This window comes from Arthrobacter sp. 24S4-2, from assembly GCF_005280255.1.
GTDB lineage: Bacteria > Actinomycetota > Actinomycetes > Actinomycetales > Micrococcaceae > Arthrobacter.
Map to the genome: position 1 here is coordinate 2330496 of NZ_CP040018.1, position 25363 is coordinate 2355858.

Genomic DNA, 25363 nt, shown 5'->3' on the forward strand with positions numbered 1-25363 from the left:
GCCCGGCTGCCGGTGATCGATCGAGCCAAAGGTGTTTGGCTGATCGACACCGAGGGCAAGGAATACCTCGACGGCTGCTCAGGTGCAGTCGTGACAAGCATCGGTCACGGCAACCCGGATGTGCTGGCAGCAATCAATGAACAAGCCGTCAAGGTCACCTTCACACATCGAGGCGCTTTCGCCACGGAAGCGTCCGAGAAACTTGCGGCCAAGATCGCACAGATGACCGGCTACCCTGGGGTCTGGCTGGTCGGCAGCGGCTCTGAAGCGGTAGAAGCGGCGATTCAATTCGCACTCCAGTACTTCCGTGAAATCGGTCAGCCGGAACGACAGCACTTTCTCTCGCACAGACACGGTTACCACGGCAACACCCTGGGCGCCTTGTCCTTGTCCGGACACGCCCGCCGAACTGTGCTCGGCGGACTGGCTTACGATTTCCCGACGCTTCGCACCCCGTACCAGTACCGGGACGGGGAAGGACTCAGCGAAGCCAATTACTGTCAGGTGCTTCTGACCGAAGCGCGGACCCACCTGGAAAATCACTCCGGGCATCTGGCTGGCGTCGTCATCGAAGCAGTAGGGGGTGCAACCCTTGGAGCCACACCAGTGCCCGACGGTTACCTCCAAGGCATGCGGGAACTGTGCGACGAGTTCGGTGTCCTGCTGATTGTGGATGAGGTGATGACGTGTGTGGGCCGCACCGGCGCAATGATGGCTGTGGACCACTGGAACGTAAAACCGGACCTGATCGCCATGGGCAAAGGCATGGCCGCCGGGTACGCACCAATCGCGGCCGTCCTGGTGGGCGAACGAGTGCTCGCCGCCATCGAAAACGGCACCGGACGGATCCTAGGTGGACACACGTACGCGGGAAATCCTCTTTCCTGCGCAACAGCGTTGGCCGTGCTGGACGTCTTCACGAAAGATCAGGTATTGGCGCACGGCCAGAGGATGGCGAAGGAGTTGGAAGAAGGCCTCGACAGGCTCGCGACGCGCCATACTCTTGTCGGCGACGCGAGGGGACTGGGGATGCTCCGCGCTCTCGAATTCGTCCAGGACCGCACGAAAAAGTCAGTCGCCCTGCCACAAGGAACGATAAGCTCACGCGTATTCTCGGCTTGCCTGGAACAGGGCCTGGTCGTGTACCCGTCAACTGGCGGTTTCAACGAATCCATACTTGTTGCCCCACCTCTTACTATCTCCTCGGAAGAAATCACCGATCTTCTCTCGAAACTGGACACAGCACTGGCCGCCGTGGAAAGACGGATGCAGGAAGCCGGAGAAATTACCCTCGACAGCACTTCGGCATGAGCGTCATCAACACCGCTGCAGGTCCCATTCCTCCGTCTGACTTGGGCCCGACCCTCGCGCATGAACATCTCCTGATCAATCTGATGGCCGAACGACGTGGGGACGGCCTGCTCAACGATCCGGAGCTACTCACAGCCGAGCTCCAAGTCTTCGCAGAACAGGGAGGCGGCACGATTTTCGATCTCACCACCGCGGAACTAACGAGGGGAACACTTCCGTCAGCAGATTCCCGTTTTTCAGGAGCAGTACCGGGAGAAACCAGGGATCCGGCAAATGTAACCGCCGTGGCTGCCATCGCGAAAGCTGCTGGCGTAAACGTTGTAATGGGCACCGGACATTACCGCGACCCGTTCCTTGACCGAGACTTCTTCGATAGAAATGACAGCAACCGACTCGCTGAAGACCTCGTCAGGGACCTGACCATTGGGTTCGGTAACACCGGTATCAAGGCAGGACTTATCGGTGAGATCGGTGCAGACAAATGGTACATCTCGGCCGCCGAAGAGCGCTCCTTCCGGGCGGCAGCACGGGCGCATAAGGCAACGAACGCGGCCATATACACACACGCAGCACGCTGGGACGTGGGATTGGCCCAGCTTGACCTGTTGGCCGAGGAGAACGTGAACCCTGTCCGGGTTGCCGTGGGCCACGTAGACACCGTGCCAATCAAAGGTTTCGCTCTGGAAGTAGCAAAGCGAGGAGCCTATGTAGGCCTGGATACCATCAATTCAGCGACCAAAGAGGTTGTCCAGCACAGGGTTGCCTTGGTCATGGAACTCGTGCAGGCCGGCTACACAGACCGTATCCTGTTATCTCACGATGTCTGCCTGACCTCTCATCTGCGCACCGGTGGAGGAAACGGTTTTGGCTTCATTCTGGGACCCTTCCGCGATGCGCTACTTGCCCGGGGTCTCGCTGCAGAAGAATTCTCAAGCATAGTCACGGAGAACCCCGCAAGGCTGATTGAATTCTAGAAAGGACAGGCATATGTCGGCCACAATTCCGGCGCCCGAACGTAGTACGCCCCGTCAGCCGTTGAGCCGTGGAGAGGTAGTTGACGCTGCCATCAGGATCGTAGACAGCCAAGGCATCGAAGCGCTGAGCATGCGAGGCCTGGCACAAGAACTGAATGTGTACCCTTCGGCGATTTACTGGCATGCGGGCAACAAGGCCCAGTTGCTATCGCTGATTTACAAACGCCTTATGCAGGATCTGCAGCTACCCGATGCGACTGCCTTGGAATGGGACGAATGGGTTCTCGCCATGGCCTCCGCGGTTCGAGACGAATTTGGGAAGCACCCGGACTTGGCAGCGCGATGGGGTTCCCAGCTTCAGGTCACCTCCAGCGGATTGGAGTTCGCCGAGCAGGTTCTCAAGGTTTTAAGCCGGGGAGGATTCTCCGACGTCCAGCTGCCCCTCGTCTACAACACAGTGTCGGCGGCGATTTTCGGTTGGATAACCGCGGAGTTCGCCACCGAGCCAGCAGATGCAGAAGAAGAATGGCAGAGCTATCTTGAAAAGCACGTGTCCGAAAGCATCAGTCAACTCCCGACCATCAACCGACACCGCAAGAACCTGTTGAACCAGGCCTTCTCATTGCGGTGGGAATCAGGACAGAAGGCCCCCATGAAAGCTAGCTTCGAGTTTTCGATGCGCGTTATGGTTGAAGGTCTCAAAAGCCTCAAGACATGAGTTTTTGGCCCACGACTGTGACTTGTGGCTGATGTTTCTCCTGAAGTTCGTCAGTGACAAATTCGTTGACGGCCGTCGCTTAGGTTGTGAAGCATCAATGGAACCGTGAGATGTCAGTCAACCGGGCGGTGGCCGACCAGCTCCACGGCATACTGGGGGGAAACAAGGGCCGGACGTCGGCGTGGCCAACTTCTGGAGCCACTCCTCCTGCCCTTTTTCGGAAGCCGATATCGGATATTCCGTCAGTACCAGGTCGCCTCGGTGACCTGGAGCTCCTTGATGACCTCCACCATCGGCCGTCCGTCATTGAGCATCTTCTGGCCCTGCCGGACCTTGGCGATGACCTGCTCAGGGGTGTGTCTGCGTGCCATAATTCGTGAATTTCTTCCTGTGTCCATTGTCGGACACGAAACTCACACAAACACTGGACTACTCTCCGGGGACCCAACCAAAGCGACTACTTCAAAGTGGGTGAACATCGTTCTTAACTTCGGGGGAGTACCAACCCTCCTCTTTTGTGCGGTCATGCTGTAATGACTGCGCCATGACGTCCCAGGAGGAGCGTCCAGTAGAAGGACCTAGGCACGCTGAGGGTATCGCCGGGCAAGTTACCCGGCGGTGGGTGCCAGGTGTTCTCACATTCGCGGCGTCTGTAGCCGGAAGTGCCGTGGTTGCTGCAGGGGTGGGTGCGTGGATCACGGGGCTCGAAGATGCCGCTAACGCGGAAGGAGAATTCTTTCGAAATCAACGAATAAGTGCCCACGCCGCGTTCACTCATGATCTGATCGTGTTTGAGGACGACTACAGAAAAGCCTCCGAGTTGTTGCAACTGCCGAAGGAGCAGACGCCATCGCCTTCAACTCCCGGCCCCAGTGAACTGATTCGTACGGTAGATCTTGACCTGGATAACCTACGAAGATCGCAAGCAATGGTGGACATAGTAGGGAGACAGGCGATGTCTGCGCTGCGCGCGACGCCATCAATATTTACGGTCCCGCCAAAGGCGAGATCTCAGACGACCTCACGGCCCGGCTGAAAGGTACAGTAGCGCTTCACGCGGGTACTTACTCGGATACCCTTACCAAAATGCAGACGCAAGGACGCGACGTTTTCACGGATGACGCGAAGAAGGATCTTGGCGTTCCAAACTGACAGGTGAGTATTTGAAGCTTTGAGCGCCACCTGTTCGTGCGGTTCAGCGCCGGGGTTCGTACGAGAGAGCGCCAGCGGTCGCGTGGCCTTGGCGCCGCTGACGCCCTCCGTGATGGTTGCTAGGCGGTTGCGAGTGCTGTGTGTTCGCGCATGTTGTAATTGCCTGTCTCGATCCAGATCGTGTTGTGGATGATCCGGTCCATGATCGCGTCGGCGTGAACGCCGGAGCCGAGCCGCTGGTGCCAGTCCTTCTGCGAGTACTGGGTGCAGAACACTGTTGACGTCTCCCCGTAGCGGCGTTCCATCAGTTCCAGCAGCATGGTGCGCATCGATTCCGTGGGCCGATCCAGCAACCACTCATCAATGACCAGCAGGGTGAATGCCGCATACTTGCGCAGGAACTTGCCGGATCCGCCAAGGGTGTCTTGGGCGGCGACCCAGGCTTCCTCGAGGTCGGGCATGCGGACGTAATGCGCGCGGATACGGTGTTCGCATGCGCGTTTAGCGATCGCGCATCCCAGGTAGGACTTCCCCGACCCGGTGAACCCTTGGAAGACAACGTTCTGCTGCCGCGCCACGAACGAGCAGGTGCCGAGCTGGCTCAGCAGCGGCCGGTCAAGACCTCGCTCATCGAGGAGGTCGATGCGGCGCAGGTCAGCGTTCGGGTAGCGCAGCCCCGCCCGCCGGATCAGGCCGGTGACTTTGGCATGGGTGAACGACGCGTAGGCGTCATCGACGACCAGCCGGAGACGATCTTCGAACGGCAGGCTGATGCTCAGCGTCTCGTCTTGAGTATCTATGGCCTCCAGCAGCTCGCCCGCGTTCATCTCCCGCAGCTTGCGTTTGGTTTCCGTGTCCAGGCGGCTCATCGGGTCCCTCCTGCGTAGTAGGAGCTGCCGCGCACGTATCCGCCATCTTCGTCATCAGGCTCCTCGACGTGCCCGGTTTTGTCCTGCCCGGTGTCCAGGATCGGCCGCAGGTGGGCGTAACGGGGCGATCGTATCGGACCGCGCAGCGCGAGCCGGCATGCGGCTTCCACCCGGGCTGGTGAGAACCTACGAGACAGGCGCAGGACCGCCAGTGCTGGGTCGTAGCCGGCTTCCTCGATGCGGACTGACTCGAAGATCTTCTCGATCACGGTCCCGGTCGCCGGTCCCATCCGTAACGCCCAGGCGTCGATCCGGGCTCGGTCCCAGGCTTGCCAGCTGTGCCCCTCGGGAAGGTCGGCTTCGTTCGTCCGATACTGGTTTGTCGTCGTCACGGGCAGCAGCAGGTGGCTGGTCAGGCGCTCATCACCCCGATAGATCTCGAGCATGGTGTCCGTGACGCGAAGATCAACATGCGCGCCGATGTGGGTGAACGGGACGGAGTAGAAGTTTTTTGCCCAGACCACGTGTCCGTTCCGGCCTACTTTGCGCCCATATGTCCAGGTGCTGATCTCGAAAGTCACCGCCGGCAACGGTTGCAGCAGCGGCTTCTCCTCGGCCGTGAACACGCTCAGCCGGGAGCCTTCCCGCTTCTGGAACGGCTGTCGGTTGTAGGCATCGATCTGCTCCCGAATCCGGGCCCGCAGCTGCACCAGGCTGGTGAACTGCTCCTGCCTCAGACCCGCAATCACCCAGGTGGCGACGTGGGAGACAGTGTTTTCGACGCTGGCTTTGTCTTTCGGGTGCCGCACCCGGCCCGGAAGTACCGCCGCCGAATAATGCGCCGCCATCTCGCGATAGGCGTCGTTGAGGACGACTTCGCCCTCGCGCGGGTGAGAGATCACCCCGGTCTTGAGGTTGTCGGGGACGATCCGCGGGACCGTGCCGCTGAAGAATGCGAACATCGCCGCATGCGCGCGCAGCCACGACTCCTGCCGCATATCCAACGTCGCCTCCACGAACGCATATCTGCTGAACGGCAGGCATGCGACGAACAAATACACCTTCGAGATCTCTCCCGTTGCCGGGTCAACGAGCTGCATCGTCGGCCCGGACCAGTCGACCTCGACGCTGCGGCCGGCCTTATGGCCGACCCGAGACGACGCGCCAGTGACGTTGGCGTAATCGCCGTAAAGCCTGCAGAACCGGTCATAACTCATCGCCGCTTGCCCGGCCCGACTGCACCCGTCGAGATACTCCTGGTGCAGCAGCTTCAACGTCACGCCAACCCTGGCCAGCTCGCGGTGCACCTGGACCCAGTCCGGCTGCGCGAACACGCTCTCCCGCACCCCGCGACCGGGAAACAGCGCCAGATACACCTCGCCCTCAGACTTCTCCGCAACGTCGTCCCAACCGAGCCCGAGCTGATTCGCGGCATCGATCACCGCCTGAACGCTGTGCCTGGACATGCCCTGAGCGAGCGAGATCGCTCTGCCGGACAGGCCCTGGTTACGCAACTGCAAGACGAGCTTCGCCTTGATCTTCCGTACCATTACCGGTACTCCTTCCACCACGTGGCCGTCACGCGGTGGAAGGAGCTTTTCAGGTGGCGTTCAACCGCACCAACACTGGCGCTGACCAGCGCAAATCGTGGGCTCGGACCCCGGCGCTAACCCGCACCACACATGGACCCCTCAAGAGCGAATATTCAGACAGGAGTTCGCCGTCGAGGGAGCCAAGGGGTGGGAACTCGTTGTCGCGCACCCACGGCGGAGCGGCTTCAACGGCAGTTACCGAATGGGTGGACACAGATGGGAGCGACGCATCGTACTCGCGCCAGGCTTCATCGAGGACGACATCAAGAACGTTGCGGCGGAAGCATCTCGCGATCTGCTTCTCCGATTCGGTTGGACGGGTGTTACAACTGATCTCATCCACGGATTACAGGATGAGGTGTTCCGGAACTAGGCAGCCCTGGGCAGGTATTCGATCCCCCGGTATCGCTGTGCGGTGGGAGCTTTCGCGATGGCCGACCGGCGCGGGGTGGGCAGACGCGCCCTACTACGATGCGCGCGATATGTCCTCTATCGTCCGCTGGGCGGCCCGCCGCAGCGGTTCGAGAGCGCAGGGGAGTGCCCCAGCGCCCGCGACTCGGGCATGAGGCGACTCATCTCCTACTTCATAGTTGGTCGGCTGATCGGGTATTCGATGATTCCAAGCAGGGAGCCTCATCGTCCTTTGTTGACGCCGGAACAAGGAGCAAATAGTTCCAAGGATGGGCAATAGCCTTTGCAAAGAGATGCGTCGCCTCAGCACAAGCACATCGCGGAACACTACCTTGAGCCACCCTCGTCTAGGGGCTCTGCAAACAGGGGAGATTCTGCCCAAGAGTACCCACCTCTTAACTCAACATTCACTGGAAAGAAGATTCCCAATTTTACATGGGTTCAAAACGGGGCAATTTCGCGTATTTCTGCAGGTCAAGACCATTTCTAGTACCCATCTCAGGCTAATAGTTTGTGGCTACCAATGTTCAATTTGAGGTATTCGATGCGCCGATGAGACTTCAATCGGCCGCGTACTTCTGCTGACCCGTTGGCAAAACGCGGGGCAGAAGGCCTTGGCAGCAGAACTGGCTCTCCTTGCAGAGCTCCATGCAAAGGGCGCACTCTCCGACGAGGAATTCAGCGCCGCCAAGCTCCGCACCCTTGGAGACTGATATCCAGCGGTTATTTCGTCAGCCTAGTAGCGACTTCAGGGGGCGACTTCGGCCAAGAATTTGCCTATCGCGCCCCGCAGCGAGGGGAAAAAGAAGGCCCACCGATGGGGGACCGGCAGGCCTTCAGCACGCCACGCTACGGCAGCGTGCAGTGAACATCGACTGGACGAACGGTGGACGGTCGACGGTGAGACGAGGAGGTTGACGGCTCCAGCACCCTGCTCACCTTGTCGCGCCGTGACTTCAAGCGGTAGGTGTCCCCCTTCTCAAAAAAGCTATCGACTGTCTCCTTTTCTCCGCCCTTGCGCTGTTTAGTCCACATTTTCGAAGTAAAACCAGAGACCAGATCGTAAGCAGGGCGGCGAGTGGTTCACCACGACCCCCGCACAAGGAAGCACCCACTGCTGCTGGTCGCTTCCATCCTCGGTGCACCCTCCAGAACCTCTGGTGGGTGCTGTCCGTTCCACCAGGATCTCTTCCCCGGCCATGACAGGCTCCCCCGTTGAGTTCGGTGTCGCGGGCGGCTGAATCCTCCATGCAGGAACGGAGGACTCAGCCGGCAACACGTGCCCTGGCTTTAGAACCCGGGGATGCCTACGGGCGGGATTCCGTCCCGCGGCTCACTCTTCGATGAGTAACGCTCTGTCATGACGAACTCTTGTTTGCAGACAAAACGGATGATGTCGGATGGAAGATGAGGGAGGTCTATGAGTCGGTGCGGGCAGGCGTCTTGCCCATCAGGGCCATGGCGACCAAGCCGATGATCGGAATGACTGTCAGCTGGATGATTCCGGCGGTCTGCCACCCAAAGCTGCCTTGCATGGACGTGACGAAGTAACCGGAAGCGCTGGCGGGAATATACATCGCTGCGATCATTAGGCCACTCACTCGCCCGACGTACTTGACGTCCACCGACCGCTGCATCAGGGTGCTGGTGTTCGTGACGACGATTCCGCTGAACGCAGCGCCAAGGAGAGCCGAGAAGATCATCTGGAGGGGAAGTGGAGTGGAGAAGCCGAAGATGGCCACCCCCAGTGCCATGATTCCGAGCAAACCTGCCACGTTGAGCAGTCTTTGATCGACACGGTCGGCGATTGCGCCGCCGACGAGCGCTCCCAGGGCACCGATGCCGAACATGCTAGCCGCCAAACCAGACTCTGAAGCTGTGAATCCAAGCGCTTCACGAAGATAGGTCGGGTACAACCCCAGATAGCCGTAGATCGCGAAACCGCCGGCGATCGCGACGAATACGCTGCACACCACACGACGGTTCAGGAAACGCAGACCGTTCGTGGTCGCCGATGAGGATGACGTGTCTGGTATTTGCATGCGGCCGACCTCGGTGACGGACTTCGGTACAAGGACGAGAACCATGAGAAGAATGACGAGTCCGATTCCGCCGAAGACGACCAGGGGCGCTCGCCAGTCTCCCGTCGCTGACAGGATGGCTCCGCCGAGTAGTGGTCCGGTGAAGCCGCCCAGGCCGAATGCTGCGCTGACGGAGCCGAGCGCGAACCCGCGGTTACGGCTGAAGTAGGCGCCTACTGCCGCAAAGAGCGCCGCAATCTGCATACCTTCACCGACGCCGGAGAGGACGCGCCACAGCGTCATGTCGGTGATCCCGGTGGCCGTCGCTTGGAGAGCGCAGCTGACCGAGAATATGACGAGACTGATCAGGATGATCTTCTTACGCCCGAATCGGTCCGCGAGGTAGCCAGCAGGGATACCCGCCAGACCCATGCCGAGGGTGAAGATGGTCGCAATGATGCCTGTCTGGCCGCCGGTGAGGCCATAGGCCGTCTTGATGTCCGGAAGCAGGACCGCGAAGACCTGCCGGTCCATGGCATTGATGAAGTACGCGAGATCCAGGATGAGGAGGAAGAAGAGAGCACGTCCACCCAGCTTGGCTAGCGTTGGGCGGCTGGTGCGATGCCCGGTCGTTGATTCCGTGGCCGGCGCCTTGGTGAGGTCGGGAAGTGACATTAGAACTCCTGAACGGCTGGTGATTCTGTTTGTGATGGTGCCTGGGTTCCGTCGAGTACGAACGTGTCGTCCTTCTCGGTCGGTATCGTGGTAAAGGTGCTGACGAGCCTGAAGAACTCGCCGAGATCAGCAGTGAGAACGGCCTGCCAGTGGACAGGATCCACTGGCGGGGCGCGCGGCTGCCTAGGTGGCAACCCAGCCTCCGTCGATCAGCAGGCTGGAGCCGTGGTCAGGACACGAGGATCCTGAGTGGGAACTGTCGGTTGCGAGCGTCGATCTCGTCCTGAGTGACCGGCACAATGAAGTCACGTGTTTCCATGACCCCCTCTTGGGCGCGGTGTACCGTCGGTCGAAGCCGCGCTTCGTAGCGGTCGAAGGCTTGAGCGTGATCGTATCTAGCTGCCACGAGTTCGTCGGCCAGGATCGAGGTCCCAAGCATGGCAAGTGACGTACCCCGGCCGGAAAAGAGCGAAGCGGCGTGGGCGGCGTCCCCCACAAACACCACCCGCCCTTTAGACCATCGCGGCATGTGGACTTGACTGACCGAGTCAAAGTAGATCTCCGTGGAGGAGCTTGCGGCTTCCAGGAGGTAGGGTACGTGCCATCCGCGTTCGTCGGCGAAGGCGTCGATCAAGAGCTGCTTCTGTGCTGACGGATCCCTGAAGTCGTAGTCGATTTCAGGGGCGCGGAAGGAAAATGCACCAAAGCACCTGTTCCCGTAGTCGTTGATGCCGGCCATACCCTGGGGGGAGTTGTACGTGCGGCTTTCGTTTGATACGCCCTTGGCGCCAATGGGCAGGTCAAAGATCGCGTAGTAGGCGCCGAGATGCTTGCAGAACAGCGACTCAGGTCCCATGAGGAGCCGACGAACGGAAGAATGGATTCCATCGGCAGCGACAACAATGTCAAACGTTCGCTTCAACCCACTCGCAAGCGTCACCGCAACGCCAAGTTCGTCCTCATCCAGAGAAGTGGGCCAGTCCTCATAGATGAACTCTGCGGAAGGATCGATCTGCTCATTGAGGATCTTGATCAGTGCCTCGCGCGAAACTTCGATGTCGGCGACAGAGTCGTTGGCCATCTCCAAGGGAAGTTGGGCCACCGCCTCACCTGAGGCATCAACGAACGTCGTGAAAACCGGCCGGTCATGGCTGGCCACTTTGTTTGCGCGGATGAGATCCAGGATTCCCATCCTCTTGGCGACTTCCAGAGCCTCTCCGCGTACGTCGATCGGTGACCCCATCAAACGTAGTTGAGGTGCTCGTTCGACAACGGTGATCTGGTATCCGATAGCTGACAATTGTGCAGCAGCTGACAGCCCGGCCATGCTGGCTCCGACAACGAGCACGCTGCGGGAGGCCGTTTCCGCCTGCGGGGCTGAAAGGACGGCGGAAGATGGGGAATCGTGGGACATGGTTGCCTCTCAAGAACATGAGGTAGAGATGGATTGCTGATGGGTGGTGAAGTCTTAATGTGTGCCCTGTGGAGGACCCTCACAGCCACGCGGCGGCGTCGCTGCAGAAACGCGTTTTCATCAAATTAGGCATCGGCCTCGTTGGATAAGTTGGGCGCGGGCTGGGCCCAGGTCTCGCGGAGAAAGTCGAGTACAAGCTTGAGCGCCGCCGTCTCGCTGAAAATCGGGTCGTTGTGGTCTGCACCGGGCACGGCGACGAATTTGGAGCGGTGACCGAGGGCGATAAGCCCCTCATGGAGACGCCGGCTTTGCCCTATCCCGACTCTGCGGTCACTGGCTCCGTGCATGAAGATGAAGGGAGGTACCTCATCGCGCTGTGCAGCCAGTCCAAGCGGGCTGGTTGACTCCAGGCGGCCTGGTTCACGGTACGGATCAAATCCTAGGAACTGGCGGACGATTCTATCCAACGCGTCCTTCTCAGCCGGACTGTTCTCGAACGAGTCTTCGCGGAGTGTTGCGAAGCTGGAGATTCCGTAGTGATTGATGATTGCTGTTACGCGCGCCGACTCGGCCAAGTTATCGCCGATGGGTTGCCCGATGGATAAATCGGCGGTTATGCCTGCCATTTCAGCCAAGTAGGCCCCTGCAGAGCTTCCCCAGAGGGCGATGGAGGAAGGATTGAGATTGAATTCTGCGGCTCTAGCCCTGGCCCATCGGATTGCCGCTCGGATGTCTTCAATGGGCTCAGGGAACTGTGCCTCGCCGGAAAGCCGGTATGAAACCGAAACAACGGCTACCCCGGATGCGGGCAGGGACCTCCATGGGCCCATAGCCGTGATGCCGCCGAGGAAGCTGCCGCCGTGAACGTACACGACAACTGGGTGGGGCCCGACGCCGTCCTTGGGTACATGAATATCCAGCGTCAGCGGGCGCCAGCCCAGCGGCGCCGCGTAGGCGACGTTCATGTAGCTGACGGCGCCCCGCAGCAGTTCCTGGGGCATTGGGGTCCTTAGCTCTGCCGGAGCCAACTCATCGTATTCGAAGGGTGCCATGAGCGTGGACACATGGGGACGGCACTCATCGACGTGGCCGGTGGTCGAATCGTTGAGGGGTCGCATACTGAATCCTGTCTGGAGATGGTCTGTACGGAGGTCGTCGACCCGCCAGCCTGAGTTATTTGACTAGGGCAGCCTTATTCCGTGGAAACCGAATTCTGTTCATACCAAGTAAAAGAGGCCGCCGCTGCGGCGGTGGGGTTCTGTGCGGGGCCGGGGACGCAGGCGGCCCCGCGCCGGGCTTTTTCTACTCCCGCAGCCATAACCAACGAAAGCGTAGTAGGCGCCCGCATTGGCCACCTGAACTGCCATTGTGTTCTCCTAGGAAAGCCAAACGTCGGTTGGACAAGCAGTCAGGTTCGTTGTCCGGGGGAGCGACGTCAGTACCTGAGATGTGTATCTGTGACGCTGCCCAGATCGTTGGATACTGTCGGCAGATCCGTCTCGCTCGGGGATTCTTCGCTGATGAGTTCGATGATGTAGTGGGTTGAGGGGCGGCCATCCATATTCCGCACGCGGTGTGGAGGAATCGGACCGGATTTGCCTACGGCCTTGAAAGCCACATATCCGGGCTGGGCGATCTGGTCCAGTGACCAGTCAGCATCCCCAAGTTCCTGGCCTTGTACGTGTCCTGCTTCGGGCCACAGGATGATGTGATCGTGGAAGTGTTGATGAAAATCAAACATCCCATTGGGCGGAAGAGTCATGGACCAGACCCTCACCCGGTCATTCTCGAATATAAGTTTGTCTCCCGGCGTGGGTGGGAATGATGCTGGCTCTTCGGTCATGGCTTCCCCGCGAGTGTAGTATTTTGTACGACAGCTGGATTGGATATCAAATCTCTAGAATTGGATCCGATCTGATGTGATGACAGTCTCATGTCCTAAGGGCCACGTCAAGATGTATTTATTTGACTGTCAGCTATCAGTCGGCACGTCCGCCAGGCCACGCCCGTGGCGCGGATTCAATGAAGCGTCAGCTTGCCGCCAGCTCACAACCGGCCGAGACGGGTTTCGCCAGAGCCGACGCCAAGGGCACGCCCATACAAAGGAGACTCGCCTCATGCCAAAGAATCAGTCGAACCAGGCATCGCTCGGCACGCCTGACCTGCCTATGTGGGGGATGGTGGCCACCCCCTTTGACGAGGACCTCATGCGGATTGATACCGCGTCACTGCGGCGCCTGGCCGCAGAGATGACAGGACGGGGTTGCGCCGACCTTGTTGCCTTGGGGGTCATCGCCGAGCCCGCCAGTCTCACACCTGCCGAGAAGCTGGAGACGCTCGATGTACTGCTTCAGTCTTCGCTGGGTGCGCCCATAATCGCGAGCGTTTTGGACGTCGACTATGAGGCAGCAACAAAAGAGGCCGCTGCATTCTCCGCGGAATTCGGAGATAGCCTTTCAGCCCTGATGGTGTCTGTATCTGTTGACGACGCCGCAGAGTTCCGCCGCCGCCTTCTCGGTTTGCACGCAGCTTCGGGGTTGCCGCTCGTCATTCAGGACCTCCCGCGTTCAACAGGGGTCACCATCAGCAGCCGGGACCTGCTTGCCTCGATTAATGGGCTGGATTTCATACACGCCATCAAGTGCGAATCACCGCCTACATTCAGTCGCATTCGGGAACTCTCACAGGGCGCATCCGTCAGACTCCTAAGCGGTTACGGCGGAATAGGGCTCATTGAGGACCTACGAGCCGGGGCAACAGGGATGGCTTGCGGCATCACCCGGCCTGAAGTTATTGCCTCAGTGCTCGCGAGTTGGCGAAGTGGCGATGAGAAACGGGCCGCCAACATACTCGGTGAAATTTCCGGTCTCATCAACTATGAGACCCAGCCTGGCCAGAGCATAGCCATCAGAAAGGAGCATTGGCGCAGGCAGGGCGTCATAGACCATGGCGGGGTACGTGCACCTACTCCACCATGGTCGCCCGACCTGGATGCACACAGCCGGTTCTACGACATGGTCTGAACCCGCTCGATCACTGGCGAAGGCGACTTCGTCCGGGTGCGGCCAAAGGCATGACCCATCCAAGCGCACGCGAGCGTGATTCCAGCTGACAGACCTACCCCATAAGAGATCCCAAAGGGGAGCAAGAGTGCCCCGACGACCGCGCCGCTTGAAATGAGGACAATGGCTAGAATTCTGCGGATCCAAGGCTGGGAGACCCGGGCGCCGAGCCAGGAATCGGCCGCGAGGCCAGTGATCGTTGACGTCACAACCACGGTTGTGACGTCCTTGACCGCGAGTTGCCTTGCCGCTGCCGCCTGGGCGCCCATGGTGGTAGCCAGGATGCCGGCAGCCACAAGGTGAACGCTCGAGGGTTCAAGACCGAGTGGGAGTGCCAACAGAATTGTTGTTAAAGCAAGAAGACAACCCGCTGCAACGAGGATGCGCGTAGTGACACCAGTCCAGGCCGATCCCCTGCCGCGCAAAGCCCGTCCTGCAACTGCTGCTCCGAACATGAAACCCAGGAGCGCCACGGCGGGGCCAAGAACGGGAAGACCCTTCGCGCCGGCAACGGCCATCCCGAGTATGACGATATTGCCCGTCATGTTCCCCGTGAAAACCTTGTCCAGACCCAGATAGCCGACGGCATCGGCGACGCCGGTCGAAAATGTCAGGGCAAGCATCAGCCCCAGACGAACATCGTCGGATGAGGGCCTCGCCAGTCGACGGCGCCTCACGGCTTTGTCCCCGAGAAACAGGCGTGAATCCGGCAAGTAATGAAGTCTCCTGTGGCCGAAATGATGTCATCGGCCAGAGGAGTTTTGATGGGAAGAGGTGGTTTCAAGGACACACGTAGACGTAGGCTCATACGGTAAGTGTATCCAATTTCCATAAATTTGGATCCAATCGGTACTAGCTCTTGGCAAGATGCCGTTCGATCAATTCCCGTGCATGAACGCTGTGCTCAATGGTGAGTTCACGGGCAAGCACTCCATCCCGCCCTTCTATCGCATCCGCGATCCGAACGTGCTCGGCCGCGTTTGCGGCTAACAGTCGTGGGTCCGCGCCAAGCGCGGCCCAGGTCAGATTGCGGGGCATCCGGTGATGCAGGGCCTCAATACTGAGGCTCAGTTGCGTATTCCCTGCGGCGCTTATGACCGTGCCGTGAAACTGCGAGTTAGCTGAGTACCAATGCGGGCGCGGAGATCCGGCGGCTCCTTTTTCGGCTTCAGTCACAGCTTCAAAAAAGGATGCGCACGCTGCGCGAAGGCTATCGATGTCCTTCTGGGTGCTGTGCGAGGCGGCCAGATAGGCTGCGTGGCCTTCAAGCACACCCCGAACCTCGAAGGTTTCAGCCATATCCCTGAAGGAAGGAAGTTTCACCTGCGCGCCACGGTTGGCGATCAGTTCCACAACGCCCAAGGCTTGGAGCCTGTGCAGGGCTTCCCGGATTGGCATGCGACTCACGCCGTATTCCGTGGCCAGGCGTTCCTGCCGGATCCAGGAACCGACCTCGAATTCTCCATCGCTGATGCGCTCCTGTAAGGACGCAACGAGGTACTCTACGGTGCGCGTTCGTTCTTTCGGTACAACCGCAACCCGACCTGTCTCCGCGTCAGCCACTGGAATCCTCTCATTGCGTCCAAAGGGCGTTATTGGATCCTATCTTAGTGATTTTGGAAGCAAGCGATTATTCAGTGCCAAAATTGATTACCGGCCGCCGGCGTAACCTTGATTTCCCCTCGGGTTAGCCGCCGCCCCCATGCTTCCCGATGCAGGATCACGGATGACAGTTGAAAGCCGGCCCAGTGACCATCCATCCACAATGCTGATTTCATGGCCCCGGTCCCGCAGATCAGCCAGCACGTCCGGGCTGACCCTGTTCTCCATGACCACGCCCGCCGGATGGAACTCCCTGGGCCAGAAGGAACCAGCCAGCGCGCTGGTGTGAAACATCGGTGCATCAATAGCCTGCTGGGGGTTGTAGCCGCCGACAATGGTGCGAAGCAGGTACAGCAGCTGCCACTGGTCCTGCTGGTCGCCACCGGGGGTCCCCAGGGCGGCGGTGGCGAAACCATCTTTCATGAGTAGTGTGGGGCTGAGCGTGGTTCGGGGGCGGGTGCCGGGCCTCAGGGCGGACGGCGAATCCGGGTCCAGCCAGGTCATCTGCAGCCGGGTGCCGAGTGCAAATCCCAGGGGTGGAATTGTCGGGGACGACTGCAGCCAGCCGCCCGACGGTGTGGCGCTGACCATGTTGCCGTGTCTGTCGACCACATCTATGTGGCAGGTGTCACCCCGTGTTTCACCTGAAATCTTCACCGTCGGTTCCCCGGCTCCCAAAACTGAACTTTCCCCCGGATCGGCTGTGAGAATAGGGAAAAACGGTTTCAGGCCGGGAATTCTTCCCGGCCGGAATTCCCGCGAAGCAGTGGGTTCGATTTCGGCTGCCCGTCCATGTGCGTACTCCGGCTCCAGAAGCTGGCGCAAGGCGCGCGGTGAGGCTGAGTCCCCGTAGTATGCATCGCGGTCCGCCATCGCCAGCTTGAGGGTTTCCAAAATGGTGTGGGCTCCGGGCGCTGTGGAGGGGTCCAAATGCTCGTCGTCGAAGTGATCCAGGATGGCGAGGGCTTGGAGCAGCACCGGCCCCTGAGACCAGAAGCCGGCCTTGACGATAGTCGTGCCGCGGAAGTTTATGGATTGTGGTTCCTCATAGGATGCCGAAAAGTTCGCGAAATCCCCCATGTCGAGCACCCCGCGATGATCGCTGCCCGATGAGTGGCGGTGGGAAGTGCGGGCAAAGGCAACCGCCGACTGCGCTACGAAGCCCGACTTCCATTCTTCGCGGGCCAGCCGGATCCTGCGCTGTCTCGTACCGCCGTCGAAGCCGGCGGCAATGAGACGTCTTAGTACCTCGGCGTAGGGCGGATTCTTGATCATGTCGCCTTCGTGCGGTATCTGTCCATTAGGCATCCACTGGGCGGCGGAGCTGTGCCAATGTTCAGAGAAATGTTGTCCCATGGTGCCAATGACTGCGGCTGCCTGCGCGCCGAGTGCATGGCCTGTTTCGGCATAGTGCAGGGCGTATTCCAGAACGTCGGTGAGTTCCCACGTGCCGTGGTCTTCGAGGAGCATCAGCCATGCGTCCACGGCGCCGGGGACTGCAGCGGCCAGGGCGCCCGCACCAGGCACGGATTGAAGGCCTTCCGCCCGAAAGTGGTCGATGGATGCCCCGGCAGGGGCGGGTCCCTGTCCCATGAGAACGGAGGGGTCAACGCCTCCCGGAGATATGAGTGCCACCATGTCCCCGCCTGGCCCGTTCAGATGCGGTTCCACAATATGCAGGACGAATCCGCCGGCCACCGCTGCGTCGAACGCGTTTCCCCCGCGTTCCAATACGGACTGAGCAGCGGCGGTGGCCAGCCAGTGTGTGGAAGCAGTCATGCCGAACGAGCCTCGCAGCATGGGACGAGTCAAGGCTGTCGCGGGCTGCGTGTACGGAACCGTCGTGATAGGAGTCATGTACATATTGTATTCAACAAAGCTACTTTTGGATCCAAAAGTTGGGATTTTAAGTTGGCAGTGCCGTGGATCTGCCCCAGCCAGCTTCGCTCGTCAGGTGATCAAGCAGGGGTTGGGTGCGATAGGCCAACGGTGTTGAGACCGAAAGTGTGGTGTTTGAGTGCCTGACGCCGCGGATTTCAATCATTCGACCGACGGCCTGCTGCAGGTCAGCTAATGTCACGGCCGCCACCTTGACCAGCAAGTCCTCGCGTCCGGCTTGCGTTGTGACTTCAAGGACCTCGGGGATCACGCTCAGTCTCTCGATCACCTGAGCCAGTTCCCGCTGATCGAGCTCAAGGCCCACGAAAGCCTGAACAGGTACACCTGCAGCTTCAAGGTCGATTACAGGCCTGAATCCCTTCAGGATCCCTGCCTTCTCCAGTCTCTGCAACCTTGCCAGGACGGTATTTCTCGAAATTCCCAGCTGTGCCGCAAGTTCAGCCACGCCGGCGCGCGCGTTGGTGTTCAGCCGTTTCAGAAGCTCCGAGTCAAGGCGGTCTATGCTGCTCATTTCGTCAAGCTGTCCATTCAATGAGATTCACCATCTTGGCGAATTGATTAGTTGCAGATCAATAAGTTGACCACATCTACCCAAAGATTGACAGTTACTCCAACAGATCAGTCATTTTCGAATGTATCCACCAGATGAAGGAGACAACGTGCCGTCCACTTTTATTACACAGCCGGGGCTGGGGGAGGACGGCATTTTCGACCTCTCTGACGCGAACTCCGGGAGCCATGAAGCTGTCAGACTTTGCGTAGACAGCGCAACCGGCCTCCGGGCAATAGTTGCCCTCCACAGCACTTCGCGGGGGCCGGCGTTGGGAGGGACGCGGTTTTTTCCCTACAAGGATGAAACGGCCGCGCTGCGTGACGTTCTGCGCCTTTCTGAAGGAATGACCTTTAAAGCGGCAGCGGCCGGTTTGCCTCTCGGGGGTGGCAAGGCTGTGATTATCGGCGATCCTGAAGCATTGAAAACTCCGGAACTGCTTCGGGCCTACGGCCGTTTTGTGGACTCCTTTGGCGGTTCATATATAACTGCCGCGGATGTCGGCACCACCTCCGCCGATATGGATTTCATTGGTGAATCCACAGTCCGGGTAGTGGGACGAAACATGACCCACGGCGGGTCCGGGGACAGCGGCTACTCAACTGCTAGCGGCGTTTTTTGCGCCATGACGGCAGCTGCGAACTATGTCTGGGGCGCCACCGGGCTCCGCGGCCGGGCTGTAGGTGTGGAGGGAGCAGGGAAAGTCGGAAGTCAGCTGATCCGTCTCCTCCTGGACGCAGGTGCAGAGGTTGTGCTCGCCGAACCTCACGCGGAGACGATGAGCCGCGCGGCAGAAACCTACCCGAATATCCGTGTCAGAGGTTCAGTTGTAGATGCCGAAGTCGACGTTTATGCGCCGTGCGCGATGGGAGGCACGCTCAACGCAGACACTGTTAGGACCGTTAGGGCGCGCATCGTATGCGGTGCTGCCAACAATCAGCTTCACACCCCGGAGATGGAGTACCAGCTGAGAGCGCACGGCATCCTGTGGGTTCCGGACTACATTGCCAATGCTGGAGGACTGATCCAGGTCGCCTCCGAGATCGACGTCATAACGCCGGACGAAGTTGCCGGTCGAATCGACCATATCGCCCTGACAGTCATGGAGATGCTCCGCATTTCCGAAGAGCGCAATATGACACCCGGCGATGCAGCCGATGCGATGGTCCGCGGCCGCCTGGGAACAGGGGCGCGAGGATGAGCAGTAATACCGAACCCATCACTTTGCTCAATGCCGAGGGCATCTACTCTGCGAACAAAGCCCTTCCGTTGGACGTAGACGCGGTCGATGCTACTGCGCTGTATCGGGACATGGTTATGGCCAGAAGGGTAGACACCGAGGCCATTGCGCTGCAGCGTCAAGGTGAACTTGGATTGTGGCCTTCCTTGCTGGGCCAAGAAGCCGCCCAAGTTGGCGCTGCCCACGCCCTGAAGCCCCGGGACGTGGTCTTCCCTACGTACAGGGAACACGGCGTCGCCTGGTGCCGCGGTGTGAACCCGGTTGACCTTCTCGGACTGTTCCGGGGAACAACGCTGGGTGGATGGGACCCTGCTGCCAACAACTTCAACCTGTACACACTCGTCATCGGCGCTCAGACACTGCATGGCATCGGTTATGCCATGGGCATAGTGAGAGACGGGGATGTGGGCACTGGAGACCCGGCGCGGGACCGTGCCGTACTGGTGTTTCTTGGCGACGGCGCTCTAAGCGAGGGCGAAACCAACGAAGCATTTGTGTGGGCGGCAGCCCAGAACCTGCCTGTGGTGTTCTTCTGTCAAAACAACCAATGGGCAATCTCGGCACCCTACTCCGTGCAGAGCAAGGTCTCCGTCGCCCAACGCGCACAGGGTTTCGGTTTTGCAGGGGTCCGGGTCGACGGCAATGACGCTTTCGCGTGCCTGGCCGCCACAGAAGAAGCCTTGGCAGCTGCGCGTGCCGGTAAGGGCCCCACCCTGATCGAGGCCCTCACCTATCGCAGAAACCCGCACACCACATCAGATGATGATGGCCGGTACCGCTCCGGGGCAGAAAACGATGCATGGGCAGCCTTGGACCCGATCGACAGGCTGCGCACCTACCTGACGTCGAACGGCCAGCTCGAAGAAGCGATCCTGGAGCAGATCTCAGGCCAGGAGAAGTCGCTGGCGGAACAGCTGCGATCCGGGTGCCGTGCCCTGCCGAATCCCGGGCCCGCTTCACCATTTCAGAACACCTATGCGGAACTGCCCTGGGAGCTTGAACAGCAGATGAATGAACACCTGGAATTTGTCGAGGCAGGCGAATGAGCGCCACGTCGACCCGAATGCCTCTTGCACACGCGCTGAACCTCGGCCTGCGGCATGCGATGGAAGCAGACGACAAAGTCATGCTTTTGGGCGAAGATATCGGGCAGCTCGGAGGTGTTTTCCGGGTTACAGATGGACTTCAAAAATCCTTTGGAGATCACCGTGTAGTCGATTCCCCTCTGGGCGAAGCAGGCATCGCCGGAAGCGCCATCGGCCTCGCCATGGCAGGTTACCGCCCGGTATGTGAAATCCAGTTCGACGGTTTCGTTTTTCCCGCGATGAACCAGATCATTACCCAGCTGGCGAAGTTCCATCACCGATCCGAGGGCACGATCAGCGTACCGGTAGTTATTCGAATCCCGGTTGGAGGCGGAATCGGCGCCATCGAACACCATTCGGAGTCACCCGAGGCGTATTTTGCCCATACCGCCGGCCTAAAGGTTGTCAGTCCCTCCACACCGCAAGAGGCGTACGACATGATGGGCCTCGCCATTCGAAGTGATGATCCTGTCATTTTCCTGGAACCTAAACGGTCGTATTGGCTCAAAGGGGACGTTGACTCCGGCAATAGCCCAGAGGAACTCCAGAAAGCCACCGTTGTCAGGGACGGCCAGGACTTGACCTTGGTCGCATACGGCGCGCTCATGCCTGTCGCTCTGAAGGCGGCAGAAGTGTGTCAAAGCGAAGGCAGGAATATTGAAGTCATCGACCTTCGCTCATTGTCGCCCATTGATGACAAAACGCTCATTGAATCCGTAGAGCGCACCGGCCGGATGGTGGTAGCCCACGAGGCATCACGCACCGCAGGGCTCGGAGCCGAGGTTGCCGCCCGCGTTCAAGACGCGGCGTTCCACTCACTGCTTTCACCGGTGATACGGGTTACCGGCTATGACACTCCTTATCCCCCCAGCCGTCTCGAAGAGGACTGGCTTCCCGGGCTGGACCGCATCCTCGACGGTATCGACAGAAGCTTCACCTACTAGGAGATGGGACCAACCATGAATATCCAACAGTTCTCCCTGCCTGACGTCGGGGAAGGCCTCACGGAAGCCGAAATCGTAACTTGGCTCGTCAAATGCGGCGACGTTGTCGAGGTCAATCAGGCCATCGTGGAGATCGAAACAGCTAAATCTCTGGTGGAACTGCCCTCGCCCTTCGCCGGCGAAGTTACCAAACTACACGCGGAACCGGGCGCCACCGTCGACGTGGGTACACCCATCATCAGCATCGCCACGGGCGAGACCACGGCAGCCAGAGAGGGGGAAGTGTCAGTCCATACCAGCGGCCGCGGGCCGTTGGACGAAGATCCCAAGCTCCTGGTCGGGTACGGTGCCCGCGAAACAACCAGCCACCGCAGACGGCGGAAGACGGAAGACCATGCCGTGCCCGTCGTCCACGCATCTACAGGCGAAACCGTGGAACCGCCCAAATCAACCCCGCCGGTCCGCAAGCTGGCCAAAGATCTTGGCCTCGATCTTGCTTCCATCACCCCTACCGGAGCTGGTGGGGTCAGGACCCGGAATGACGTCCTGAAGGCATCTTCAGCAGCCGGCATCACCGGTGCTTCGGAAACAGTCGTTGAGGCAGCGAGCAGTGATGGTGGGGAGCTGCGGATACCCATCAAGGGTGTCCGTAAGCACACCGCGGCTGCCATGGTGAAATCGGCTTTCACGGCCCCGCACGTCACGGAGTTTGTCACCGTGGATGTTTCGCGGACCATCGAGCTACAGCAGCAGATAAGCCGCCGTCGGGAGTTCAAAGAGATTAAATTGACTCCACTTACGTTTGTCGCCAAGGCATTCCTGAAGGCCATCAAGGGTACCCCGGAGGCAAACTCCCGCTGGGATGAACAGGCCCAGGAAATAGTCCAGATGCGCAAGGTGAATCTGGGCATTGCGGCAGCCACGCCCCGGGGACTTATTGTACCGAACATCAAAGGTGCGGAACAGCTCCCCCTCAAGGAGTTGGCGCAGGAAATCAGCTTGCTCGGGGCGTCGGCCCGAGCGGGAAAGACCGACCCTGCAGCCATGGCTCACGGAACAGTGACCGTCACGAACATAGGCGTGTTCGGCATAGATACGGGAACTCCCATCCTCAATCCTGGAGAGACCGCAATTCTCGCCGTAGGGACGGTCAGGAGGATGCCATGGGTGGTAGAGGACGAACATGGCGAACGGATTGAAATCCGATCTGTCCTGCAGCTTGCACTCTCGTTTGACCATCGCGTGATGGACGGCCAGCAAGGATCGCAGCTGCTGGCGGACACCGCGGCCATTCTTAATGAACCGGGGTTGTCCTTGCTCTAGCACCGCCCATGCCCAAATCACCAGATGTCCGGGAACAGCCGGCGCCTCCCGCCACAACTCAGCGGAGGACAGCTCTGCGACAAGACACCTGTGTGGCACGAAGGAAGACATGAATCGAGCATCCAATCACCGCGTCGTCCAACCTTGGGAGGGCACGGGAGAAGCCTCCCAAAACAGACCGGTCATCGTCAACGACTGGTCCCTCCTCATCGGATTCCGCGTGCACGTGAGACTGAACCGGTGCATCTTGCGCTACGGGCGTGTGGAAGAAGTCAGCAGCGATGGGAGCGCCTTATGGATAGAAGCCGGACATGGCTTTGGAAGACAACTCATCGACCAAGGATCAGGATTCCAGGTGCTCCTGGACCCCCACCTGCTTGCGCCTCTCGGGCAACGCCGAACCGCAGGTTTCCACGGCCGTTGCAGGCCGGAACCAGCCAGGAAGAGATGACCATGACACTACTCAAAGAAGACCCCCAGGCCCTTGAAGAAGCCCATGCCGCAGGACCGCCCTATCCGGAAGCTGACTTCCTGTTCCTTACAGACCTCCTGACGGAACATGAGCTGAATCAGTATCAGGCCGCGCGGGCGTTCTTCCAGCGGGAAGTAAGACCGATTGCCGTCGACTACTGGAATCGGGCCGAGTTCCCATTTGAGCTTCTACCTAAACTGGCAGCTCAGCAGTTATCGGGACTCAGCACGTCCAACCATTTGTTGTCCGGACTCATACAAATGGAATTCACTCGCGCCGACACATCCATTTCCACATTTTTCGGTGTCCACCACGAACTGTTTGCCACGGCAATCCATGAGCTTGGATCTGATTGGCAGCGACGTACTCTGCTGCCAAACGTGCTGGCACTGAGAAAAATCGGGGCCTTTGCTCTTACCGAGCCTGCTCACGGCTCTGATATCTCCCGAGAGATGGAAACGACAGCGGAGCGGGACGGGGACGCATGGGTACTCAACGGCACGAAGAGGTGGATCGGCAACGGTTCCTTCGCCGACTACGTCCTCGTGTGGGCAAAAGACAAAGCTGACGGCGAGATCAAGGGTTTCGTCGTGGAAAAGGAGCGCGCCGGATTTCATGCCGAAACAATCATCAACAAGACTTCCGCACGCATAGTCCAAAACGCCAACATCACGCTGACCGACGTGCGCATTCCGTTCGCAAACTGGCTTCCCGGCACAAAGTCCTTCCGCGACACCAACACCCTGCTTCGTAATTCCAGGATCTGGGTCAGCTGGCAGGCCGTCGGCCAGCAGTTCGCTACGTTCGATGTTGCCCGGTCATACGCACTGGAACGCCACCAGTTCGGCAAACCCATCGCGTCGTACCAGCTCATCCAGAGCCAACTCGCCCAAATCATGGCAAACGCCACCATGTCGCTATCACTGATGATTCAAATGTCACGCCTCCAGGAAAGCGGGCGGCTCACTATGGATCAAGCCGCCCTCGCAAAAGCTAGCTGCACTGAAAGAATGCGCGAGTCAGTCGCTCTGGGCCGATCTATTCTCGGCGGCAACGGCATCAGTACAGATTTCGAAATGGCAAAGATTTTTGCCGATGCGGAAGCAATCTACTCGTACGAAGGAAGCCACGAAATCAACACCCTCATCGTGGGTCGAGCGATCACCGGAATTTCTGCGTTCATCTAATTTCATCCCCCACCCAACAACATGCCACGGGTACAGAGTCCCACAGCCACAGGGGACACCTGGCCCGAGAGGAGAAAAGCTCATGGACCTCCAAGACACCTCAGCCATTGTTACCGGCGGAGCATCAGGACTCGGTGCTGCCACTGCCCGTGCCCTGGCGGCCCGGAACGTGCACGTGTTCGCTCTCGATCTTGGAAGCTCCCTCAAGAACGCCGAACGAGCCGATGGAATCACTTATCTGGAAGCAGACGTGACCGACCCCGAGGCCATCAGGAAAGCCGTCCAGATCGCCGCCGCCAATCGCCCGCTTCGGATCACAGTCAACTGCGCCGGCATTCTTCCCATGGCCCGCATCATCGGCCGCACCGGACCTCACGACTCCTCCCTTTTCGCCAAGGTCCTCGAGGTAAACCTTGTGGGGTCATTCAACGTTATGGCGATCTCTGCTGAGGAAATGCGGAAAACAGATCCGGATGACGACGGCCAGCGTGGCGTCGTCATAAACACGGCCTCCATCGCCGCCTTCGAGGGTCAAATAGGCCAAGTTGCTTACGCCACATCGAAGGCCGGCATAGTAGGCATGACGCTACCGGCCGCCCGCGACCTGGCGCAGTACGGAATCCGTGTCAATGCCATTGCTCCCGGCATCGTCGAAACCCCCATGATGGACACCCTTAGCGACGAAGTCCGGACGGGCCTGGCCGCCGGTGTTCCATTCCCCAAGCGTCTGGCCCGAGCCGAAGAATTCGCCAGCCTGGCCCTGGCGATTATCGATCATGACTACCTAAACGGTGAAGTCATACGCATGGATGGCGCCCTGCGCATGCAGCCCCGCTAACTCAACAGCATTTGAGACTCGATC

General features: G+C 59.5%; 21 protein-coding genes and 1 pseudogene. 11 read left to right on the forward strand and 11 right to left on the reverse strand.

What is annotated here, in order from left to right; translation table 11 throughout:
• Positions 1 to 12 precede the first annotated feature (12 nt).
• From FCN77_RS10615 to FCN77_RS10625, 3 genes are read left to right on the forward strand one after another with little or no spacing between them, the layout of a single operon-like run.
• Positions 13 to 1311: an aspartate aminotransferase family protein gene (locus tag FCN77_RS10615; RefSeq protein WP_175417219.1), complete on the forward strand. Its 1299-nt coding sequence runs from the start codon at positions 13 to 15 to the stop codon at positions 1309 to 1311.
• A complete protein-coding gene (locus FCN77_RS10620; protein ID WP_137322247.1) occupies positions 1308 to 2285 on the forward strand; it encodes a phosphotriesterase in 978 nt (325 codons plus the stop codon). Before FCN77_RS10615 ends, FCN77_RS10620 begins: the two co-directional genes overlap by 4 nt.
• Positions 2286 to 2298: 13 nt before the next feature.
• Entirely contained in the window at positions 2299 to 3003 is a 705-nt protein-coding gene (locus FCN77_RS10625; protein WP_137322248.1) for a TetR/AcrR family transcriptional regulator, read from the forward strand.
• 245 nt (positions 3004 to 3248) lie between these two features.
• On the opposite strand, the pseudogene FCN77_RS10630 reads toward FCN77_RS10625, so the two are convergent.
• The 3 genes and pseudogenes from FCN77_RS10630 to istA form a co-directional block, all read right to left on the reverse strand.
• Positions 3249 to 3374 (reverse strand): annotated as a pseudogene (locus tag FCN77_RS10630) (IS3 family transposase); the annotation flags it as partial.
• A 900-nt stretch (positions 3375 to 4274) separates the two neighbouring features.
• On the reverse strand, positions 4275 to 5024 hold the full coding sequence (locus FCN77_RS10635; RefSeq protein ID WP_137320909.1) for an ATP-binding protein: 750 nt from the start codon (positions 5022 to 5024) through the stop codon (positions 4275 to 4277).
• Positions 5021 to 6574, reverse strand: coding sequence for an IS21 family transposase (istA, locus tag FCN77_RS10640; protein ID WP_137320910.1), 1554 nt, complete (start codon positions 6572 to 6574; stop codon positions 5021 to 5023). Before istA ends, FCN77_RS10635 begins: the two co-directional genes overlap by 4 nt.
• 1067 nt (positions 6575 to 7641) lie before the next feature.
• Here istA and FCN77_RS25930 point away from each other — a divergent pair.
• On the forward strand, positions 7642 to 7740 hold the full coding sequence (locus tag FCN77_RS25930) for an SHOCT domain-containing protein (protein WP_175417220.1): 99 nt from the start codon (positions 7642 to 7644) through the stop codon (positions 7738 to 7740).
• A 705-nt stretch (positions 7741 to 8445) separates the two neighbouring features.
• Here FCN77_RS25930 and FCN77_RS10650 read toward each other — a convergent pair.
• From FCN77_RS10650 to FCN77_RS10665, 4 genes are all read right to left on the reverse strand, one after another.
• Positions 8446 to 9723, reverse strand: a complete 1278-nt coding sequence (locus FCN77_RS10650) for an MFS transporter (RefSeq protein WP_137322250.1) — start codon at positions 9721 to 9723, stop codon at positions 8446 to 8448.
• 229 nt (positions 9724 to 9952) lie between these two features.
• Entirely contained in the window at positions 9953 to 11137 is a 1185-nt protein-coding gene (locus FCN77_RS10655) for an FAD-dependent monooxygenase (RefSeq protein ID WP_137322251.1), read from the reverse strand.
• Positions 11138 to 11262: 125 nt separating this feature from the next.
• Positions 11263 to 12138 carry an alpha/beta hydrolase gene (locus tag FCN77_RS10660; protein ID WP_254678935.1) on the reverse strand — a complete coding sequence of 292 codons (876 nt, stop codon included), beginning with the start codon at positions 12136 to 12138 and terminating at the stop codon, positions 11263 to 11265.
• A 434-nt stretch (positions 12139 to 12572) separates the two neighbouring features.
• Positions 12573 to 12899, reverse strand: a complete 327-nt coding sequence (locus FCN77_RS10665) for a hypothetical protein (RefSeq protein ID WP_254678936.1) — start codon at positions 12897 to 12899, stop codon at positions 12573 to 12575.
• A gap of 355 nt (positions 12900 to 13254) precedes the next feature.
• On the opposite strand from FCN77_RS10665, the gene FCN77_RS10670 reads away from it, so the two are divergent.
• Complete coding sequence (locus FCN77_RS10670; protein WP_137322254.1) at positions 13255 to 14160, forward strand: dihydrodipicolinate synthase family protein; 906 nt, start codon at positions 13255 to 13257, stop codon at positions 14158 to 14160.
• Here FCN77_RS10670 and FCN77_RS10675 read toward each other — a convergent pair.
• The 4 genes from FCN77_RS10675 to FCN77_RS10690 all read right to left on the reverse strand — a co-directional run bounded on the left by FCN77_RS10675 (position 14145) and on the right by FCN77_RS10690 (position 18211).
• Positions 14145 to 14822 carry a YoaK family protein gene (locus FCN77_RS10675; RefSeq protein ID WP_137322255.1) on the reverse strand — a complete coding sequence of 226 codons (678 nt, stop codon included), beginning with the start codon at positions 14820 to 14822 and terminating at the stop codon, positions 14145 to 14147. The genes FCN77_RS10670 and FCN77_RS10675 overlap by 16 nt on opposite strands.
• A 229-nt stretch (positions 14823 to 15051) precedes the next feature.
• Complete coding sequence (locus FCN77_RS10680; RefSeq protein ID WP_137322256.1) at positions 15052 to 15762, reverse strand: GntR family transcriptional regulator; 711 nt, start codon at positions 15760 to 15762, stop codon at positions 15052 to 15054.
• An 87-nt stretch (positions 15763 to 15849) separates the two neighbouring features.
• Positions 15850 to 17580 carry a gamma-glutamyltransferase family protein gene (locus FCN77_RS10685; RefSeq protein ID WP_217496265.1) on the reverse strand — a complete coding sequence of 577 codons (1731 nt, stop codon included), beginning with the start codon at positions 17578 to 17580 and terminating at the stop codon, positions 15850 to 15852.
• A 127-nt stretch (positions 17581 to 17707) separates the two neighbouring features.
• Positions 17708 to 18211: an Lrp/AsnC family transcriptional regulator gene (locus FCN77_RS10690; protein WP_137322258.1), complete on the reverse strand. Its 504-nt coding sequence runs from the start codon at positions 18209 to 18211 to the stop codon at positions 17708 to 17710.
• Between the two features lie 148 nt (positions 18212 to 18359).
• Between FCN77_RS10690 and FCN77_RS10695 the strand changes: the two genes are divergently transcribed.
• From FCN77_RS10695 to FCN77_RS10720, 6 genes are all read left to right on the forward strand, one after another.
• Complete coding sequence (locus FCN77_RS10695; RefSeq protein ID WP_217496266.1) at positions 18360 to 19451, forward strand: Glu/Leu/Phe/Val dehydrogenase; 1092 nt, start codon at positions 18360 to 18362, stop codon at positions 19449 to 19451.
• A complete protein-coding gene (locus FCN77_RS10700; RefSeq protein ID WP_137322260.1) occupies positions 19448 to 20536 on the forward strand; it encodes a thiamine pyrophosphate-dependent enzyme in 1089 nt (362 codons plus the stop codon). Before FCN77_RS10695 ends, FCN77_RS10700 begins: the two co-directional genes overlap by 4 nt.
• Positions 20533 to 21519, forward strand: a complete 987-nt coding sequence (locus FCN77_RS10705) for an alpha-ketoacid dehydrogenase subunit beta (protein ID WP_217496267.1) — start codon at positions 20533 to 20535, stop codon at positions 21517 to 21519. Before FCN77_RS10700 ends, FCN77_RS10705 begins: the two co-directional genes overlap by 4 nt.
• Positions 21520 to 21534: 15 nt before the next feature.
• Complete coding sequence (locus FCN77_RS10710; protein ID WP_137322261.1) at positions 21535 to 22842, forward strand: dihydrolipoamide acetyltransferase family protein; 1308 nt, start codon at positions 21535 to 21537, stop codon at positions 22840 to 22842.
• Between the two features lie 453 nt (positions 22843 to 23295).
• Positions 23296 to 24501 carry an acyl-CoA dehydrogenase family protein gene (locus FCN77_RS10715; RefSeq protein ID WP_175417221.1) on the forward strand — a complete coding sequence of 402 codons (1206 nt, stop codon included), beginning with the start codon at positions 23296 to 23298 and terminating at the stop codon, positions 24499 to 24501.
• 82 nt (positions 24502 to 24583) lie between these two features.
• Entirely contained in the window at positions 24584 to 25339 is a 756-nt protein-coding gene (locus FCN77_RS10720) for an SDR family NAD(P)-dependent oxidoreductase (protein WP_137322263.1), read from the forward strand.
• Positions 25340 to 25363 lie beyond the last annotated feature (24 nt).

Coding starts and splice junctions, on each gene's coding strand:
- FCN77_RS10620 (WP_137322247.1), top strand. CDS start 1,308: ATGAGCGTCATCAACACCGCTGCAGGTCCCATTCCTCCGTCTGACTTG.
- FCN77_RS10625 (WP_137322248.1), top strand. CDS start 2,299: ATGTCGGCCACAATTCCGGCGCCCGAACGTAGTACGCCCCGTCAGCCG.
- FCN77_RS10635 (WP_137320909.1), bottom strand. CDS start 5,024: ATGAGCCGCCTGGACACGGAAACCAAACGCAAGCTGCGGGAGATGAAC.
- istA (WP_137320910.1), bottom strand. CDS start 6,574: ATGGTACGGAAGATCAAGGCGAAGCTCGTCTTGCAGTTGCGTAACCAG.
- FCN77_RS10650 (WP_137322250.1), bottom strand. CDS start 9,723: ATGTCACTTCCCGACCTCACCAAGGCGCCGGCCACGGAATCAACGACC.
- FCN77_RS10655 (WP_137322251.1), bottom strand. CDS start 11,137: ATGTCCCACGATTCCCCATCTTCCGCCGTCCTTTCAGCCCCGCAGGCG.
- FCN77_RS10660 (WP_254678935.1), bottom strand. CDS start 12,138: ATGCCCCAGGAACTGCTGCGGGGCGCCGTCAGCTACATGAACGTCGCC.
- FCN77_RS10665 (WP_254678936.1), bottom strand. CDS start 12,899: ATGACTCTTCCGCCCAATGGGATGTTTGATTTTCATCAACACTTCCAC.
- FCN77_RS10670 (WP_137322254.1), top strand. CDS start 13,255: ATGCCAAAGAATCAGTCGAACCAGGCATCGCTCGGCACGCCTGACCTG.
- FCN77_RS10675 (WP_137322255.1), bottom strand. CDS start 14,822: ATGCTTGCCCTGACATTTTCGACCGGCGTCGCCGATGCCGTCGGCTAT.
- FCN77_RS10685 (WP_217496265.1), bottom strand. CDS start 17,580: ATGACTGCTTCCACACACTGGCTGGCCACCGCCGCTGCTCAGTCCGTA.
- FCN77_RS10690 (WP_137322258.1), bottom strand. CDS start 18,211: ATGAGCAGCATAGACCGCCTTGACTCGGAGCTTCTGAAACGGCTGAAC.
- FCN77_RS10700 (WP_137322260.1), top strand. CDS start 19,448: ATGAGCAGTAATACCGAACCCATCACTTTGCTCAATGCCGAGGGCATC.
- FCN77_RS10705 (WP_217496267.1), top strand. CDS start 20,533: ATGAGCGCCACGTCGACCCGAATGCCTCTTGCACACGCGCTGAACCTC.
- FCN77_RS10710 (WP_137322261.1), top strand. CDS start 21,535: ATGAATATCCAACAGTTCTCCCTGCCTGACGTCGGGGAAGGCCTCACG.
- FCN77_RS10715 (WP_175417221.1), top strand. CDS start 23,296: ATGACACTACTCAAAGAAGACCCCCAGGCCCTTGAAGAAGCCCATGCC.
- FCN77_RS10720 (WP_137322263.1), top strand. CDS start 24,584: ATGGACCTCCAAGACACCTCAGCCATTGTTACCGGCGGAGCATCAGGA.